Source organism: Vibrio sp. R11-SG3-ISO3-SZ, assembly GCF_059834345.1.
Window position 1 is genome coordinate 42,859 of sequence record NZ_JCBDGX010000130.1, and the last position, 15,084, is coordinate 57,942.

The window sequence follows — 15,084 nt, forward strand, 5'->3', positions numbered from 1 at the left end:
CGTTTATACGGGGCTTTTTTCTTTCGGAGGCACAATGCTTTACCGTCTTGCCAGAGCTGGCTTTTTCCAACTTGATGCCGAGAAGGCACACGATCTCGCCATTGAAAACTTCAAACGTTTTACCGGCACACCATTGGATCTTTTCTACAGACAGCAACTCCCGCATCGCCCAGTCGAGTGCATGGGTCTGACTTTCCGCAACCCAGTAGGCCTTGCAGCGGGTCTGGACAAAAATGGCGAATGTATTGAAGCCTTTGATGCCATGGGTTTTGGTTTTGTCGAAGTAGGGACGGTCACACCACGTCCGCAACCGGGTAACGACAAGCCGCGTTTGTTTCGTCTTGTTGAAGCACAAGGGATCATCAACCGCATGGGTTTCAACAACCTCGGCGTCGATAATCTTGTCGAGAATGTTAAAAAAGCCAAGTATGACTGCGTACTTGGTATCAATATCGGTAAGAACAAAGACACACCGATCGAAAAAGGTGCCGATGACTACCTAATCTGTATGGAGAAGGTTTACCAATATGCGGGTTATATCGCTGTCAACATCTCCTCACCAAACACTCCGGGACTACGTTCGTTGCAATATGGTGAAGCGCTCGATGAATTATTGAGTGAACTCAAAGCCAAACAAGCAGAGCTTGCTGAAAAACACAGTAACTACGTGCCATTAGCACTTAAGATCGCACCAGATCTGAGCGATGATGAGATCAGCCAGATCTGTCAGTCGCTCCTTAAGAACAATATCGATGGTGTCATTGCGACTAATACGACTCTCGACCGATCGATTGTGGAAGGAATGAAACACGCCAACGAAGCAGGGGGCCTAAGTGGTCGTCCAGTGCAATCTCGCAGCACCGAAGTTGTGCGACGTTTACATGAAGAGTTGGGGGATGCGATCCCTGTGATTGGTGTGGGTGGTATCGACTCATATGTCGCCGCCAAAGAAAAACTGATGGCAGGGGCAAAGCTAGTACAAGTTTATTCTGGTTTTATCTACCACGGCCCTGGCTTAGTGAAAGACATTGTCAAAAATCTATAATCTGTCCCTGTATTTCTGGATAGAGTGACGCCGTCACCTGATAAATATATCACTATAAATAGAGTAATCTAAGAGGAAATGAGAATTCATTTCCTCTTTTTTTTTGCCAATGAGTGCATAAAATCAGCCTTAAGACTTGGAAAGGTAATTAAGCGTTTTACCTAAACCCATCAGGCGAAGAGACGGAACGATGCTTAAACCCAGTGACAAATGGACTTGGTACTATGATGACACCGAAGGGCACCTTATGCTCGATCTCGGTGACAACATGGTCTTCAAAACCAACCTTTCCCGCAAACTTATCGTAGACTGTGCCGTTGGCGTTAACGAATTTAGCGTTGATGATGCGTCTGCATTTCAAACGTACAAAGAGCAAATCTCTCTCCTTGGTCTTAGTGAACCGCGTCAAGCTGAGCTCGCACTCTACTGTGTAGCGGCTAAGCGTTTCCATAAGCCGGTTCAACCGAAAAGCTGGTTTTTCGACAATATTTCTGACGGTGAACAACCCCTTGAAGAGGGCTATTTTGTTTATCTGTCGAATCAGCTTAGCCAAGGTTATTTTATTGTTTTGGAAGTTGGGGATAGCGCCAGCCTGTGTGCCCAGGTTAGTCTCGAAGCATTTCACCTCAACCCTTCTAAATCACTCCAGTTTGGCCAAGCCATTAAGGTGATGCATGATCGCATGCGTGTGGCCAACCAACAGTTTCAAACGCAGCCTATGGCGCTGGTGGGCTAGCTGTTAGCGAATTAACGATAAGACTTTCCTCGTTGTATTCATTCCTTTGATTCATTTTTCATTTCCATCGGCCAAGCGCCGATTTTTTTTCTTAATTTTGAACGTTTATCTGTCTCACAAGTGTGAGTTAGTTGCCAGTTTTGCTCAACAAGTGACCAGCTAAACCACGCGCTCTGAACCCTTACAATCATCAAATTCAACGAAAAATTCCTCTATTGAGGTGTTTCTGAAATAAAATTACACTTAAAATACCTACTGGTATACACCAATTTGAGTGTAAATAAGTATTCACTTCGCTTGAAAGGTACGTAGCGTTGTTGCTTACAAAAAGTGAAGTTGGATTAGGTACGACAAATCATGGGTATGCCGTTCGGAGCACCATAAACAGGATGAGTGGTGAATGAATCATCGATTAACGTAGTAATTAAGTGAGATAAAGTGCGCAGGGAGTAACGCAATGAACGAATGTCGGTTATAATGCCGGGTCATTTTTTAAAGAAATAAACATCACTATGCATCAATATCTTGCGGTTACATCCAATGGTATGGAGAACCTGTTAGTTGAAGAGCTGACGAACTTGGGAATAGAGGACGCGAAACCTGTTCAGGCAGGGGTTCGCTTTAAAGCCACGAATGAGCAAGTGTATCGTGTGTGTCTATGGAGCCGTTTGGCCTCACGTTTTGTTCGCGTGCTTTCAGAGTTCACCTGTAATGATGATATGGATCTTTACCTTGCTGCCTCTGCGGTCAACTGGGTCAACCATTTCCACAGCTCAAAGAAGTTTGTCGTGGATTTTAACGGCACAAACCGCGAGATTCGTAACAGTCAGTATGGAGCGATGAAGGTCAAAGATGCGGTTGTCGATTGCTTTGAAAAGAAAAACTTACCCAGACCGTCGATCAGTAAAGATCATAGTGATCTTCGTATCCATGTCCGCTTACACAAAGATAAAGCCTTGTTAGGTATTGATATGGTCGGTGGCGGCTTACACCAACGGGGTTACCGTAGCGAATCTGGCCGAGCGCCATTGCGTGAGACACTCGCTGCAGCCATTATCGGACGCAGTGGTTGGCAAGCAGGCAGTAACTTACTTGATCCTATGTGTGGCTCTGGCACCTTGCTAATAGAAGCTGCGATGATGGCAGCCAACATGGCGCCAGGCGTCAAACGCGCAAAGTGGGGCTTTGAATCCTTAGAAGATTTCGAACCTGAGGTGTGGGCGGAAATTAAATCTGAAGCGGCGGTTCAAGCTCGTCGTGGTGTCAAGAAAGTTGACTCTAAGTTTTACGGATTTGATAACGATAGCCGCGTGATTCAGATTGCCAAAGATAATGCCCGTCGCGCGGGTGTCGATGGACTGATCCACTTTGAGGTGAGTGACGCAACAAAAGTGACACGCCCAGCGGATTTCGATTCTGGAGTCGTGATCTGTAACCCACCTTACGGTGAACGTCTAGGTACGCATCCTGGCTTAATTGCGCTTTATACGGCGTTCGGCGCCCAGTTGAAGGCGGAATTTGGTGGCTGTCACGCGTCAATATTCTCAAGCTCTGACGAGTTGCTTAGCTGTTTACGCATGCGTGCAGAGAAACAGTTTAAGTTAAATAATGGTGCGTTACCCTGTCACCAAAAGAACTACTCGATTTCAGCTCGCTCAGCAGAGTCACGTAAAGATGCAGAGTCGAGTGAGACTCGTCAAAGCAGTATTGCACCTGACTTCTCAAATCGACTCAAAAAGAATCTTGCGAAAATTGGTAAGTGGGCGCGTAAAGAAGAGCTTGACTGCTATCGCGTCTACGATGCAGATCTGCCCGATTACAACGTGGCGATTGACGTGTACTGTGATCACCTGGTGATTCAAGAGTATGCCGCACCTAAAAGCATTCCAGAGGAAACGGCAAAGCGACGTCTAACCGACATTATTCGAGCGACGATTGAAGTGACGGGGACCGATGCGAATAAAGTCGTGCTCAAAGTCCGTGAGAAGCAGAAAGGGCGCGCTCAATATCAGAAGTTGTCGCAAGAGTCGCGAAAAATGGAGGTCTCCGAGTACGGCGTGAAGCTGTTCGTGAACCTACATGATTATCTCGATACCGGCCTGTTTTTAGATCATAAAATCACACGTCGCAGACTGGGAGAGATGGCAAAGGGTAAGGACTTCCTGAACCTGTTTGCGTACACAGGTTCTGCGACCGTCCACGCTGCGTGTGGTGGTGCAAAGTCGACCACCACCGTCGACATGTCCAAAACCTATTTAGATTGGGCGAAAGAGAACATGGCGTTGAATGGTCAAGTGGGGCGTCAACACCGTTTCGAGCAAGCCGATTGTTTGCAATGGCTTGAGAAATCGACGGCTCAGTTTGATCTCATCTTCATTGATCCCCCGACGTTCTCGAACTCAAAGCGCATGGAGCAGTCGTTCGATGTGCAAAGAGATCACATTCAACTGATGAGCCAGCTGAAACGCCTATTGCGCAATGACGGTATGATTGTGTTCTCCAACAACAAGCGTCACTTTAAGATGGACAATGATGCGCTGTCCGAGCTTGGTTTGGAGGCAAAGAATATCTCACACCAAACGTTGCCGATGGACTTCGCTCGCAATAAACAGATTCATAACTGCTGGTTGATCACGCATCGCCAGTAAACTCGGTGTATGAACAAGGATAGAGAGCATCGATGATTACTTTATACAGCACTGAAGGATGCCATCTCTGTGAGATGGCGTTTTCGCTCTGTCAAAGCGTCGGCATTGACCGTCTCGTTGAGCACGTCGATATCGCGTTCGACGATAAGCTCTTCTCTCGTTACGGTGTCACTATTCCTGTGCTTCGCGCAAACGAGAGTGAGCTTAATTGGCCCTTTGACAAACAACAACTGATTCAATGGTTAGAGAATAATGGCATTACTTACCATCAATAACGGATTACTCGCATACGGTGATCACCCTTTACTTGACCACGCAGACTTCGCATTACAAGACAATGAGCGTGTCTGTTTGGTTGGGCGAAATGGCGCTGGTAAATCGACGCTCATGAAAGTGCTCGCGGGCGAAGTGCTGCTTGACGACGGTAAACTGACCGTCACGCAAGATGTGGTGGTATCCCGTCTTGAGCAAGATCCGCCACGAAATCAAGAAGGCACCGTGTTTGATTATGTCGCGGGTGGACTGGCTGAAATTGGTGAGCAAATTAAGATCTACCAAGATCAACTCGATCTATTAGCGGTTGATCCATCTGAGCAAAACATCAACAAATTAGCCCGTATTCAGGAGCAACTTGAACACACTGGTGCGTGGCGTTTCGAAGACAGGATTAAAAACGTCCTAGCCGCGCTTAAACTTGATGGCCACACTAAATTGACCGACTTGTCAGGTGGATGGCAGCGTAAAGCCGCATTGGCACGCGCTCTAGTGCGTGATCCCGATGTATTGCTGCTTGATGAGCCGACTAACCATCTCGATGTGACCACGATTGAGTGGTTAGAAACCTTCCTGAAAGATTTTCGTGGTTCTATCATCTTTATCTCCCACGACCGCGCTTTTATCAAATCTATGGCGACACGCATCGTCGATCTCGATCGCGGTCAGCTTGCCTCGTTTCCTGGAGATTACGACAACTATCTCGTAGAAAAAGAAGAGATGTTGCGCGTTGAGGAGGTGCAAAACGCAGAGTTTGATAAGAAACTGGCGCAAGAAGAGGTTTGGATTCGTCAGGGCATCAAAGCCCGTCGTACGCGTAACGAAGGACGTGTTCGTGCGCTGAAAAAGTTACGCGAGGAGCGTCTCGACAGGCGAGAAGTGCAGGGTAAAGCGAATATCCAGATTGATGACGCTGCGCGTTCAGGAAAAATTGTTTTCGAAGCGCAGAACATCAATTACTCCATTGAGGGTAACCCAATTGTGCGCAATTTCTCTTTCAATATCATGCGTGGCGATCGGATTGCATTGGTTGGGCCGAATGGATGTGGGAAGAGTACGCTTCTCAAGCTGTTACTTGGCTCTTTACAGCCTGATAGCGGTAGACTCCACTGCGGAACTAAACTGGAAGTCGCTTACTTTGACCAGTATCGAGAAATACTAGACCCGGAAAAGACGGTGATCGACAACCTTGCAGACGGTAAACAAGAAGTGATGGTCGGCGGAAAGCCAAGGCACGCACTGAGCTACCTGCAAGATTTCTTGTTTGCGCCAAAACGCGCGCGTACACCGGTAAAAGCGCTCTCTGGCGGTGAAAAAAACCGACTACTTCTGGCGCGTATCTTCCTCAGACCGAACAATTTATTGGTGCTGGATGAACCCACCAACGATTTGGATATCGAAACTCTGGAACTTTTAGAAGATTTGCTTGCCAACTATCAGGGTACGTTGCTTTTGGTGAGCCACGATCGTCAGTTTGTTGATAACACAGTGACGACCAGTTGGATCTTTGAAGGTAATGGTGTGATTGAAGAGTTTGTTGGTGGCTACCACGATGCTCAGCAACAAAGAGTACAAGCGCATCAAGCCCGCGTGGTGGAAAATTCAGCAAAAGCAGTTAAACAAGTTGAGGAAACTCCCAAATCTGCAGTCACTAAGGCAAAACCGAAGAAGTTATCTTATAAACTGCAGCGAGAATTAGAAGCCTTACCCGCTAAGTTGGAAGAGCTCGAGGCGCAAATTGAAGCGCTACAAGGGCAGGTGAATGACCCAGATTTCTTCGCCAAACCGACTGAGCAAACACAAACGATTTTAGATAAGCTCGCTCATACAGAGCAAGAGTTAGACGTTGCTTTCGAGCGTTGGGAAGAGCTCGAGGCAATGCAACAGGAAAGTTAAACAATACGATGAGTAGTAAGATCTTCAAAATATCCATGATTGCCGCCACGGTATCGGCGGCATTTAGTGCTAATGCGGCGTTATATAAAGTTGTAGAGAGATATGACAACTCTGGATACGACAAACATTATGGTGTCGCGATTCAGCCGTCTTCAGTAAATTGCTGGAACACAGATTGTAGTTCTACTCATGCAACAGATCATAAGATTGCATTTGAAGGCAAGAACTATAATGAAGGCTTTGAATACCGTCATGAGGCCCCATTCTTGACGCGTTTTGGTTTCGATTATATTGACTCAGGTGATGATGTTTGGTCGAATTTCAGAAATTACTGCTATAACTATCTTGGGTATGCGGATACTTTGTGCGAGAACTGGGCTACCAACCAGTATACTTATGGCTACTTGAACGAAGAGAGTAACAATTTTGATGGTACTGCTTCGTTTGTGGAGACGGTAACAGAACCTGTTCAAAGTAGTTTTGGCAATGTCGTTGTTAATAGTATTTCATCAAGTAGCGAAGCGGTAGGTAACTACCAAACGTCCACTCGAAGAAACACCGCTTTCGTTGGTAATTCAACGTTAGAATCTGGAGAAACTTCTCGTGCATGGAAGTATGTTGAATCTGATGGTATTAAATATGTTGCGGGAAGTGTGTCAATATCAGCCACTAATAATTCTTCTGACTACACATCCAAAGCAACCATTTGGGAAGATGGTACAGCAACGCAAATCGGGTGGATTGGAGCCGCGTCCAACGATCGTATTCAACCTCAAGGTGCAGCTAGAGATATTGCGTCTGTAGATGGTACGATGTACGCAGTCGGGTATAATAGCGACAGTGATGAATACTTAAGAGCTGCTGTATTTACCAGAACGGGAGCAAATAGTTGGTCAAGTACCTTCGTATCCGGTTTCGACTCTGGCGACAGGAGCATTAGTAACTACCTCAACTCCGTTGTATCCGCTGTCAATGAAAATGGTAAGGCGATAGGAACCTATAAACTGCGTGACATTGTCGTAAATGGTTCATATTCAAATGGCCTGTTTTACGTCAGTGATGTCACTTCTCCCACTGCAACTTTGTTTAACGATGACGTGCTTTTCTACGGTGCCAACGGTAAAGCTGGTGGTATCAACAATGATGATTTAGTGGTTGGCGCGGTTGATTTTGAAACGCACCGCGAGTACAACGGTAAACCGCGAGCTCAGAGAGCATTCATTACTACGCTGGATAGCAGCAATAGTACACCTATTAAAACGAGTCATTATCTAGATGACCTCACCTATTCTGCTAGTTCACCAGATACAAATAATGAGTATCGTATTATTGATGCGACCGATATCAATGATGCAGGTGTCATTTCGGGCACTGCTTATTATTGTGCTGGTGGATTCTCTACGTATTCAATTGAATCATCTTGCGACAGCGGTAGTGAAGTCGTCGCAGTTAAACTTATACCAAACTCGTCTAGTCAAACGATTGAGTCACGTCCCGCCGCGACTACTGACACCGTTGACAGACAGGGCGGTTCACTAGGTTTCTTTGCTTTGATGCTACTTTCATTCCTAGGGTTCCGTAGAAAGTAGGTTAAATTTTAAACTAGAGCACAGCCTCACAATTTTGACGCTGTGCTTTTTTTATATCTTGTGAAAGTGCCGTTGATCGACGATTCTTAACTGTGGAGTCACAAAAGCTCCATGAAAAGTTAATAGTAGTACGTTAAGAAACACCGTATGTATGAGGACGACACTATGAAGAGACAAAAGCGTGACCGCTTAGAGCGAGCTCAATCTCAAGGGTACAAAGCGGGGCTGAATGGCCGCTCAATGGAAGCCTGCCCGTATCAGCAGATGGATGCTCGGTCGTATTGGCTCGGTGGTTGGCGTGATGCCAGGGACGACAAGCAGTCAGGTCTCTACAAATAACTCTTAACCCACATACTGCAAGGAACTAAGCCCCGAAAGGGGCTTTATCGTAGATATCTAGTGCACTATAACTAGCCAGATTGAGCACAAAAAAGCGACTCGAGTGAGTCGCTAGAGAAAAGATTTAGAATGTTAGAAAGCAGACGTATCTTGGAAAAGACCAACTTTAAGATCTTTCGCTACGTAAATCTCTTTACCGTCGACAAGTACGCGACCATCCGCTAGACCCATAACAAGCTTACGGTTAACAACGCGCTTCATGTGAATTTCGTACGTCACTTTCTTCGCTGTTGGGAGAATTTGACCGGTGAATTTCACTTCACCCACGCCAAGTGCACGGCCTTTGCCTTTACCGCCAACCCAACCGAGGAAGAAACCAACCAATTGCCACATCGCATCAAGACCAAGACAGCCTGGCATCACTGGGTCACCAGGGAAGTGGCAATCAAAGAACCAAAGGTCAGGAGTAATATCAAGCTCTGCCAGAATCAAACCTTTACCAAAATCACCTTCTGTTTCAGACATCTTAGTGACGCGATCCATCATTAGCATGTTCGGTGCAGGAAGCTGAGGGTAGCCTGGTCCGAACAGCTCACCTTGACTTGATGCCAGTAAATCTTCGCGGTTATAAGAATCTTGTTTGTTTTGCATTATCAATTACTCCAAATTTTGATAGCAGCATGTTAGTGAACACGTGTACGCTAAACAACTCCGATCAGTAAAAATGTGACGAAAAGAAAGCTTTAGCTAAGCCAACTCTTGATCTTGTCCATTAAGCTTAGGGGTTGGTCATGGCGCTCAAAGCTCTCTATACGCTCAGCGATTTTGCTGATAACGCTCGATTCGTCTTCTCCTCGGAAGGGCTTACCCATGATCAACGGGATGGCCTCATCAACTGTAGACACCGACCAAATATGGAACTCGTTATTCTTGATACTTTCTATGACGTCTTTGTGAAGCGCTAAGTGTTTTAAGTTCGTCTTAGGTAAAATGACGCCTTGATGCCCGGTGAATCCCTGGTGCTTACAGACGTGATAAAAACCTTCGATTTTCTCGTTTAATCCACCGACCGCCTGAACACGACCAAACTGATCGACCGCACCCGTTACGGCAATTTGCTGATTAATAGGGTACTCGGAAAGGGCACTGACAAAAGAGCAGAGCTCAGCGAGAGTCGCACTGTCACCATCCACTTCGCTATACGACTGCTCAAACACGACAGACGCGGAATATGGCAGTGGTTCATCGAGATTGAGTGCGCTGCTGACGAACGCTTGCATGATCATCATGCCTTTCGCGTGTAAATTGCCGCCTAGCTCGGCCTTTCGCTCTACATCAGAGATGTCGCCATCACCAAAATGAATCACGCAAGAGATACGAGCCGGCTCACCGTATGAGAGCGGGTGTCCTGGGACATCAATCACAGTGAGTCCATTCACTTGGCCAACACACTCACCTTGCGTTTCAATCACGACTTGTCCTTCGGTGATGTCCGACAGGGCGCGCTCACAAAGATATGACTCACGCTGGTACTTAGCATCAATCGCACTTTCTATGTCGTTGGCAGTGATGACATCGCTCTTAGAAAATAGCAGTGCCTCTTTAATAATCGATTGATACCAACTCACATCAAGTGGCATAAAGCTTTGGTCTTCCGTGTGCCTTGCACCGGCAACCATGACGCGCTTAACCGCATCTACCTCCAAGCTTGGAAGTTGGTACTGTGTCGATAACCAGGAGAGATAGCCCAAGTAACGTTCAATGGTCGCTTGGTTGAGAGCAACATCTAGCTCCACCTCGCTGTACATCGCCAGGCGGCTAAAAAGCTCAGGTTCTAGGTATTCGAGCTCAGCGAGTTGGTGTTGATCGCCCAATACGATGAGTTTTGCTTGGGTTATTGCCGTAGGGGCTTGATTCGCGGGGCGCGCGGGGTTGCTATTGATCAGCGGGTAGGACTCTCCCATTATCGCTGACTTGATTGCTGGCCAATGAACAGGGTGAGCAAGTAGCAAGTTGGCAGAGATAATGACGATTCCGTCGTCAGTCGCTTGTTGGAGTTGCCCCGTTATTTTGGTGACAACGTCACCAGATTCATTGCAACTGTAGTGACCTAAAAGTGAGGATGCGTCAATGGACTCAGAGCATAGAACATGTTTGGACTCATCAACCTTGTGAAGGGATTGCTTCAGCAGGCTTCGGTAGTGTGCATTATCCGGTGCATTAAGCACTAGGCAACGATAGTGTTCCAGTTTGCAAAACGTGTTCAATGTCTGCTTAAGGCGCGTTTGAATATCGAGAAAACTCACTTGCGGTAGAGTCGAGAATTGAGCCAACACCGCGTCAAAATGATCATAGTGTGGGGTCACAGTGCGCCAGCTTTCTTGCTTCATTGAAATCCAATTGTTTTATTAAAAAATGGAGTGGAATTATATAGAAAACTGCCCGGCTTATATAGGGGGATCATGTATAAGTTACATATCGGGGGGCATAACGGGCAATAACGTATTGTGTCATTGCTCTTGCTCTTAATTTGCTCACAAATCACTTTCAACTCAGCGCGTTGTGAGTTACGCTGTCACTCAAACGGTTAGGGGAAGAACGACTAGGGAACGGCTGACATGAAATACCAACAATTGGAAAACTTGGAATGCGGATGGAAGTGGACTTATCTCATCAACAAATGGAAGGCCGGTGAGTCGATTACACGCTATGTTGATCGAAGTGAAGCCGAGACCGCTGTTAAGTCTCTTCAGCAAATCCAGCACGAGCCAGTAAAGGTTCTTGAATGGATAGACAAACACATGTCGCCCGAGTTGGACATCAAGTTAAAGCAAGCAATCCGAGCCAAAAGAAAGCGTCACTTCAATGCAGAACAAATCCACACCAAGAAGAAGTCCATCGATCTTGATTATCGTGTGTGGGAGAAACTGTCTTATCGCGCGAATGAGTTGGGGTGTACCTTGTCAGATGCTATCGAATACTTACTCACCGAAGCATCACGCAGCGAAAAAGCGAGTAAGACGGTGAGTAGCTTGAAAGAAGATTTAAGTAAGCTGTTAGATTAAGGGGTTTGTATGTTGTATGTGATTGTCATTGCGGCGGTCGTTATCTTTTGGTTAGTCGCCGTCGATAGACCGATTTTAAAAGCGAAGTTCGTAAACGGTAAATTAGAAAGCGAGAAAGGCCATTTCCCACCAAGCTTTCGCCACAATGTCTTAGAGATTGCGGAAAGAACGCCTTTTGATGGGGAGTTGAAAGTGTATCAACAACGTACCGGGACTAAACTTGTGTTCTCTAAGCAAGTTCCTAAAAAGGTCCAGCAACGCATTAGAAATGTATTTCCACACCAAGGGTTTAAATCGAAATCCGGAAAGAAAGCCCATTAACGTATGGCTTTCGCATGATAATTAAAGTGCCTCGTCGTAAAACGGTCATCTAGTCTCACCACGCCACCTTGCAATAAGTAAGGTGGTAGAGGAGGTGACCACATGAAATCTTTACTAATCTTTCTCTTTTGTTTCTTTCACGCATTCTCAGCTTTTGCTGATGATGCAGAGCGTTACACTGTAGCAAAAAAGATCAAGAAACAAGTGCTAAAGCAGTTAAACAAATCTGGTGTTCAAGGCTTTTGTGACGTATACGTACACACCAAATTTGACGATAAGTATCTGAAAGTTATCCGAGTTAACTCATCTGGTGATCATCAGGTATGTGACCAGTCAAAGAAAGTGATCCCCAAAGGAAAGCGTTACAAATCCTCAATCCCACACGCCATCATTCATATCCATGTTAGTAGATATTAGGCACTATAACTAATTTGTTTGAGGTAAATACAAACCACCAATTAACCTGATAAGCAAACTGGCACGAAAAATCTAAACTCAAATCTTCGCAGTTGAACCAAGAAAAGCAGCGGGATAATGTCGGTTACTAGGATCGCCCCGGGGGAAATGTGCCAAAGAAAAGACGCTATATTGACTTAGCTGACTCGATAAACGTTTTAGGATGTCTGCCTTGGATTTGATGAAGGCGGTATCGTATTTAGAAGCGATTAATTTCTTGGCCACTCATGGGAATTAGCATCGGTTGAGGTCCTCAAAGCTCAAAAATTTAATTAAGCAAATAAGGATAACTATAAATAGCTAGACTAGAATCTGACACAACTTGATTGTGCCTACATAACAGTACGCATTATGTATATTATGTTAAATGTACTTTAGAAAAACACAGGAAAGACCACTCCCTATCCAATCTACCCATCCCATAAGCTATTCCATTAAACATAATTTCATTTACCATAAAATACCTAATAATCAGTTTGTTAATCAAAGATTTCCAAAGCTGATTATTAGTGCTGAGCGATACCATAATTTGTGATTTCGACGAAGAACTCGCACGTTTTCTCTCTCGTTCGCGTCAAATTTAACATCTCACTGTTCGAGCCATTGGCTATCAAAATGGATTGTAGGACGTTAATTTTCCCAAATTTGGGCTCAGTTACATTCGAAACTTGATTGTCGCTTCTTTGGTCTTGTTGAGGTCTTGCAAGCTTAGACTTAACGCTTCATTGACGGTAGCCTCGAGTCTCCAGTCAGTATCACTTTCCGTAATTGTTTGCGGTGATTCTAACGATTTTAGCAGCCAGTTTGTATTGGGCTTGGTGATGATAATCTCGTTTGCCTCAAATTTTGCGGTGAAGCGGTCGTTTTCGACAACAAATGTGCACGCGGGTTTGAGTTCGCACACCACTTCTATCGCATCTTTGTGCGTGATAGTACGCCAGAAAAACGCCGTCAGAAGCAGGGTTAACATGATGATTATTTGAGCAAAACGACCTCTTGTTAGTTTTTGGGCAGCCATTCTGTTGGGTTCTCCGTGTAACAAACTTCAAACTTTTAAAATAAAAGGCCAAAACCTGACCAAGTGTAAGGTTACTATGCTGTCATTGAATTGTTAAATGAAGTATAGTTGGCGGCTGAAAGTGCCACTTTTTTTAAAAACTGGCAAGATTATTTAACCAACTGAGATTGGCGACATTTTCTTGAGGTTTTGGGTGGCATTACGACATGTGTCGTGTTGGAAGTAAAGTGTAGTTAATTAGAAATTGGAAGCATGCAAATGAGCCAAGAAAAGCAGCTAGAACAAAACTACAACTATACGGTCGTCCGTCAGTTTACCTTAGTGACTATTCTCTGGGGTATCGTCGGCATGGCTGTTGGTGTTTTGATTGCCGCTCAATTAGTTTGGCCACAGCTAAACTTTGATACGCCGTGGTTGACGTACAGTCGCTTACGTCCTCTGCATACTAATGCGGTTATTTTTGCGTTTGGTACAAGTGCCCTATTCGCAACGTCTTATTACGTTGTACAGAGAACTTGTCAAACACGTCTATTTGGTGGCCCTCTCGTCGCCTTCACCTTCTGGGGTTGGCAGGCAATTATCCTCGCAGCCGCGATCACTCTCCCACTCGGTTTTACCTCGGGTAAAGAGTACGCGGAACTAGAATGGCCGATCGATATTGCGATCGCTGTTGTCTGGGTGGCTTACGCAGTAGTGTTCTTCGGCACACTGATTACGCGTAAAACATCACACATCTACGTGGCAAACTGGTTCTTTGGTGCGTTCATCATCACTGTCGCTGTATTGCATATTGTCAACAGCATGGCGATTCCGGTTTCTATGGGTAAGTCTTACTCTGTCTACTCCGGTGCCGTTGATGCAATGGTACAATGGTGGTACGGACACAACGCGGTAGGTTTCCTACTGACCGCTGGCTTCCTTGGCATGATGTACTACTTTGTTCCGAAGCAAGCTGAACGTCCCGTTTATTCATACCGTTTATCGATTGTTCACTTCTGGGCATTGGTCTCGCTATACATCTGGGCAGGCCCACACCACCTTCACTACACGGCTCTGCCTGACTGGACTCAGTCGCTCGGTATGGTGATGTCTCTCGTACTGTTCGCACCTTCTTGGGGTGGCATGATCAACGGCATCATGACGCTATCTGGCGCATGGCACAAACTTCGTTATGACCCAATTTTGCGTTTCCTCATCGTATCTCTGTCGTTTTATGGCATGTCAACCTTTGAAGGCCCGATGATGTCGATTAAGACCGTCAATGCCCTTTCCCACTACACTGACTGGACAATCGGTCACGTGCACTCAGGGGCGTTAGGTTGGGTTGCTATGGTGTCGATTGGTTCGGTTTACCACTTGGTTCCGCGTCTGTTCGGTCAGCAACGTATGTACTCTGTTGGCATGATCAACGCCCACTTCTGGCTTGCCACTATCGGTACTGTTCTTTACATCGTCGCGATGTGGATTTCGGGCGTTATGCAGGGCCTAATGTGGCGCGCAGTGAACTCAGACGGCACATTAACGTACAGTTTTGTAGAGTCTGTGCAAGCGTCTTACCCGTTCTATTTTGTTCGTTTCCTAGGTGGCTTCATCTTCCTAGCAGGTATGTTCCTCATGGCATACAACACGTACAAAACCGTTACCGCGCCAAAAGATAGCCTGAAAGCTATCCCGCAACCGGCATAAGGAGATTAAAGA

14 protein-coding genes are annotated in these 15,084 nt (G+C 45.8%); 11 read left to right on the top strand and 3 right to left on the bottom strand.

The features are described 5' to 3' along the window. Window positions 1-34 precede the first annotated feature (34 nt). The 7 genes from pyrD to rmf all read left to right on the top strand — a co-directional run bounded on the left by pyrD (window position 35) and on the right by rmf (window position 8,526). Window positions 35-1,045 carry a quinone-dependent dihydroorotate dehydrogenase gene (gene pyrD, locus AC6R1O_RS15280; protein ID WP_500631052.1) on the top strand — a complete coding sequence of 337 codons (1,011 nt, stop codon included), beginning with the start codon at window positions 35-37 and terminating at the stop codon, window positions 1,043-1,045. A gap of 190 nt (window positions 1,046-1,235) precedes the next feature. Then, the gene (locus AC6R1O_RS15285; RefSeq protein ID WP_500633392.1) at window positions 1,236-1,781 is read left to right on the top strand and encodes a cell division protein ZapC; all 546 of its coding nucleotides are present in this window, start codon (window positions 1,236-1,238) and stop codon (window positions 1,779-1,781) included. Window positions 1,782-2,293: 512 nt separating this feature from the next. After that, a complete protein-coding gene (gene rlmKL, locus AC6R1O_RS15290) occupies window positions 2,294-4,429 on the top strand; it encodes a bifunctional 23S rRNA (guanine(2069)-N(7))-methyltransferase RlmK/23S rRNA (guanine(2445)-N(2))-methyltransferase RlmL (RefSeq protein ID WP_500657327.1) in 2,136 nt (711 codons plus the stop codon). A gap of 32 nt (window positions 4,430-4,461) precedes the next feature. Further along, window positions 4,462-4,704 carry a glutaredoxin family protein gene (locus AC6R1O_RS15295; RefSeq protein ID WP_487901995.1) on the top strand — a complete coding sequence of 81 codons (243 nt, stop codon included), beginning with the start codon at window positions 4,462-4,464 and terminating at the stop codon, window positions 4,702-4,704. Beyond that, window positions 4,682-6,598: an ABC transporter ATP-binding protein gene (locus AC6R1O_RS15300; protein ID WP_500657328.1), complete on the top strand. Its 1,917-nt coding sequence runs from the start codon at window positions 4,682-4,684 to the stop codon at window positions 6,596-6,598. Before AC6R1O_RS15295 ends, AC6R1O_RS15300 begins: the two co-directional genes overlap by 23 nt. Window positions 6,599-6,606: 8 nt before the next feature. Continuing rightward, the gene (locus AC6R1O_RS15305; RefSeq protein ID WP_500633389.1) at window positions 6,607-8,187 is read left to right on the top strand and encodes a DUF3466 family protein; all 1,581 of its coding nucleotides are present in this window, start codon (window positions 6,607-6,609) and stop codon (window positions 8,185-8,187) included. Between the two features lie 165 nt (window positions 8,188-8,352). Continuing rightward, window positions 8,353-8,526, top strand: coding sequence for a ribosome modulation factor (gene rmf, locus AC6R1O_RS15310; RefSeq protein ID WP_334555374.1), 174 nt, complete (start codon window positions 8,353-8,355; stop codon window positions 8,524-8,526). A gap of 132 nt (window positions 8,527-8,658) precedes the next feature. On the opposite strand, the gene fabA is transcribed toward rmf, so the two are convergent. Continuing rightward, on the bottom strand, window positions 8,659-9,177 hold the full coding sequence (fabA, locus tag AC6R1O_RS15315; protein ID WP_500633388.1) for a bifunctional 3-hydroxydecanoyl-ACP dehydratase/trans-2-decenoyl-ACP isomerase: 519 nt from the start codon (window positions 9,175-9,177) through the stop codon (window positions 8,659-8,661). A gap of 92 nt (window positions 9,178-9,269) precedes the next feature. Beyond that, on the bottom strand, window positions 9,270-10,916 hold the full coding sequence (locus AC6R1O_RS15320; RefSeq protein ID WP_500633387.1) for a S16 family serine protease: 1,647 nt from the start codon (window positions 10,914-10,916) through the stop codon (window positions 9,270-9,272). Window positions 10,917-11,144: 228 nt separating this feature from the next. Here AC6R1O_RS15320 and matP point away from each other — a divergent pair, with 228 nt between their 5' ends. The 3 genes from matP (at window position 11,145) to AC6R1O_RS15335 (ending at window position 12,329) form a co-directional block, all read left to right on the top strand. Beyond that, the gene (matP, locus tag AC6R1O_RS15325) at window positions 11,145-11,591 is read left to right on the top strand and encodes a macrodomain Ter protein MatP (protein WP_500631057.1); all 447 of its coding nucleotides are present in this window, start codon (window positions 11,145-11,147) and stop codon (window positions 11,589-11,591) included. Between the two features lie 9 nt (window positions 11,592-11,600). Further along, complete coding sequence (locus AC6R1O_RS15330; protein WP_487901990.1) at window positions 11,601-11,912, top strand: DUF3634 family protein; 312 nt, start codon at window positions 11,601-11,603, stop codon at window positions 11,910-11,912. A gap of 102 nt (window positions 11,913-12,014) precedes the next feature. Continuing rightward, on the top strand, window positions 12,015-12,329 hold the full coding sequence (locus tag AC6R1O_RS15335) for a hypothetical protein (protein ID WP_500631058.1): 315 nt from the start codon (window positions 12,015-12,017) through the stop codon (window positions 12,327-12,329). Window positions 12,330-13,023: 694 nt separating this feature from the next. Here the strand turns inward: AC6R1O_RS15335 and AC6R1O_RS15340 are convergent. Continuing rightward, window positions 13,024-13,386, bottom strand: coding sequence for a hypothetical protein (locus AC6R1O_RS15340; protein WP_500633386.1), 363 nt, complete (start codon window positions 13,384-13,386; stop codon window positions 13,024-13,026). Between the two features lie 258 nt (window positions 13,387-13,644). On the opposite strand from AC6R1O_RS15340, the gene ccoN reads away from it, so the two are divergent. Next, complete coding sequence (ccoN, locus tag AC6R1O_RS15345; RefSeq protein ID WP_334555362.1) at window positions 13,645-15,072, top strand: cytochrome-c oxidase, cbb3-type subunit I; 1,428 nt, start codon at window positions 13,645-13,647, stop codon at window positions 15,070-15,072. Window positions 15,073-15,084: the final 12 nt, after the last annotated feature.

What these genes read in the sequence shown, in the direction of transcription:
- pyrD (WP_500631052.1), top strand. Translation starts at nt 35, where the DNA reads ATGCTTTACCGTCTTGCCAGAGCTGGCTTTTTCCAACTTGATGCCGAG.
- AC6R1O_RS15285 (WP_500633392.1), top strand. Translation starts at nt 1,236, where the DNA reads ATGCTTAAACCCAGTGACAAATGGACTTGGTACTATGATGACACCGAA.
- rlmKL (WP_500657327.1), top strand. Translation starts at nt 2,294, where the DNA reads ATGCATCAATATCTTGCGGTTACATCCAATGGTATGGAGAACCTGTTA.
- AC6R1O_RS15295 (WP_487901995.1), top strand. Translation starts at nt 4,462, where the DNA reads ATGATTACTTTATACAGCACTGAAGGATGCCATCTCTGTGAGATGGCG.
- AC6R1O_RS15300 (WP_500657328.1), top strand. Translation starts at nt 4,682, where the DNA reads ATGGCATTACTTACCATCAATAACGGATTACTCGCATACGGTGATCAC.
- AC6R1O_RS15305 (WP_500633389.1), top strand. Translation starts at nt 6,607, where the DNA reads ATGAGTAGTAAGATCTTCAAAATATCCATGATTGCCGCCACGGTATCG.
- rmf (WP_334555374.1), top strand. Translation starts at nt 8,353, where the DNA reads ATGAAGAGACAAAAGCGTGACCGCTTAGAGCGAGCTCAATCTCAAGGG.
- fabA (WP_500633388.1), bottom strand. Translation starts at nt 9,177, where the DNA reads ATGCAAAACAAACAAGATTCTTATAACCGCGAAGATTTACTGGCATCA.
- AC6R1O_RS15320 (WP_500633387.1), bottom strand. Translation starts at nt 10,916, where the DNA reads ATGAAGCAAGAAAGCTGGCGCACTGTGACCCCACACTATGATCATTTT.
- matP (WP_500631057.1), top strand. Translation starts at nt 11,145, where the DNA reads ATGAAATACCAACAATTGGAAAACTTGGAATGCGGATGGAAGTGGACT.
- AC6R1O_RS15330 (WP_487901990.1), top strand. Translation starts at nt 11,601, where the DNA reads ATGTTGTATGTGATTGTCATTGCGGCGGTCGTTATCTTTTGGTTAGTC.
- AC6R1O_RS15335 (WP_500631058.1), top strand. Translation starts at nt 12,015, where the DNA reads ATGAAATCTTTACTAATCTTTCTCTTTTGTTTCTTTCACGCATTCTCA.
- AC6R1O_RS15340 (WP_500633386.1), bottom strand. Translation starts at nt 13,386, where the DNA reads ATGGCTGCCCAAAAACTAACAAGAGGTCGTTTTGCTCAAATAATCATC.
- ccoN (WP_334555362.1), top strand. Translation starts at nt 13,645, where the DNA reads ATGAGCCAAGAAAAGCAGCTAGAACAAAACTACAACTATACGGTCGTC.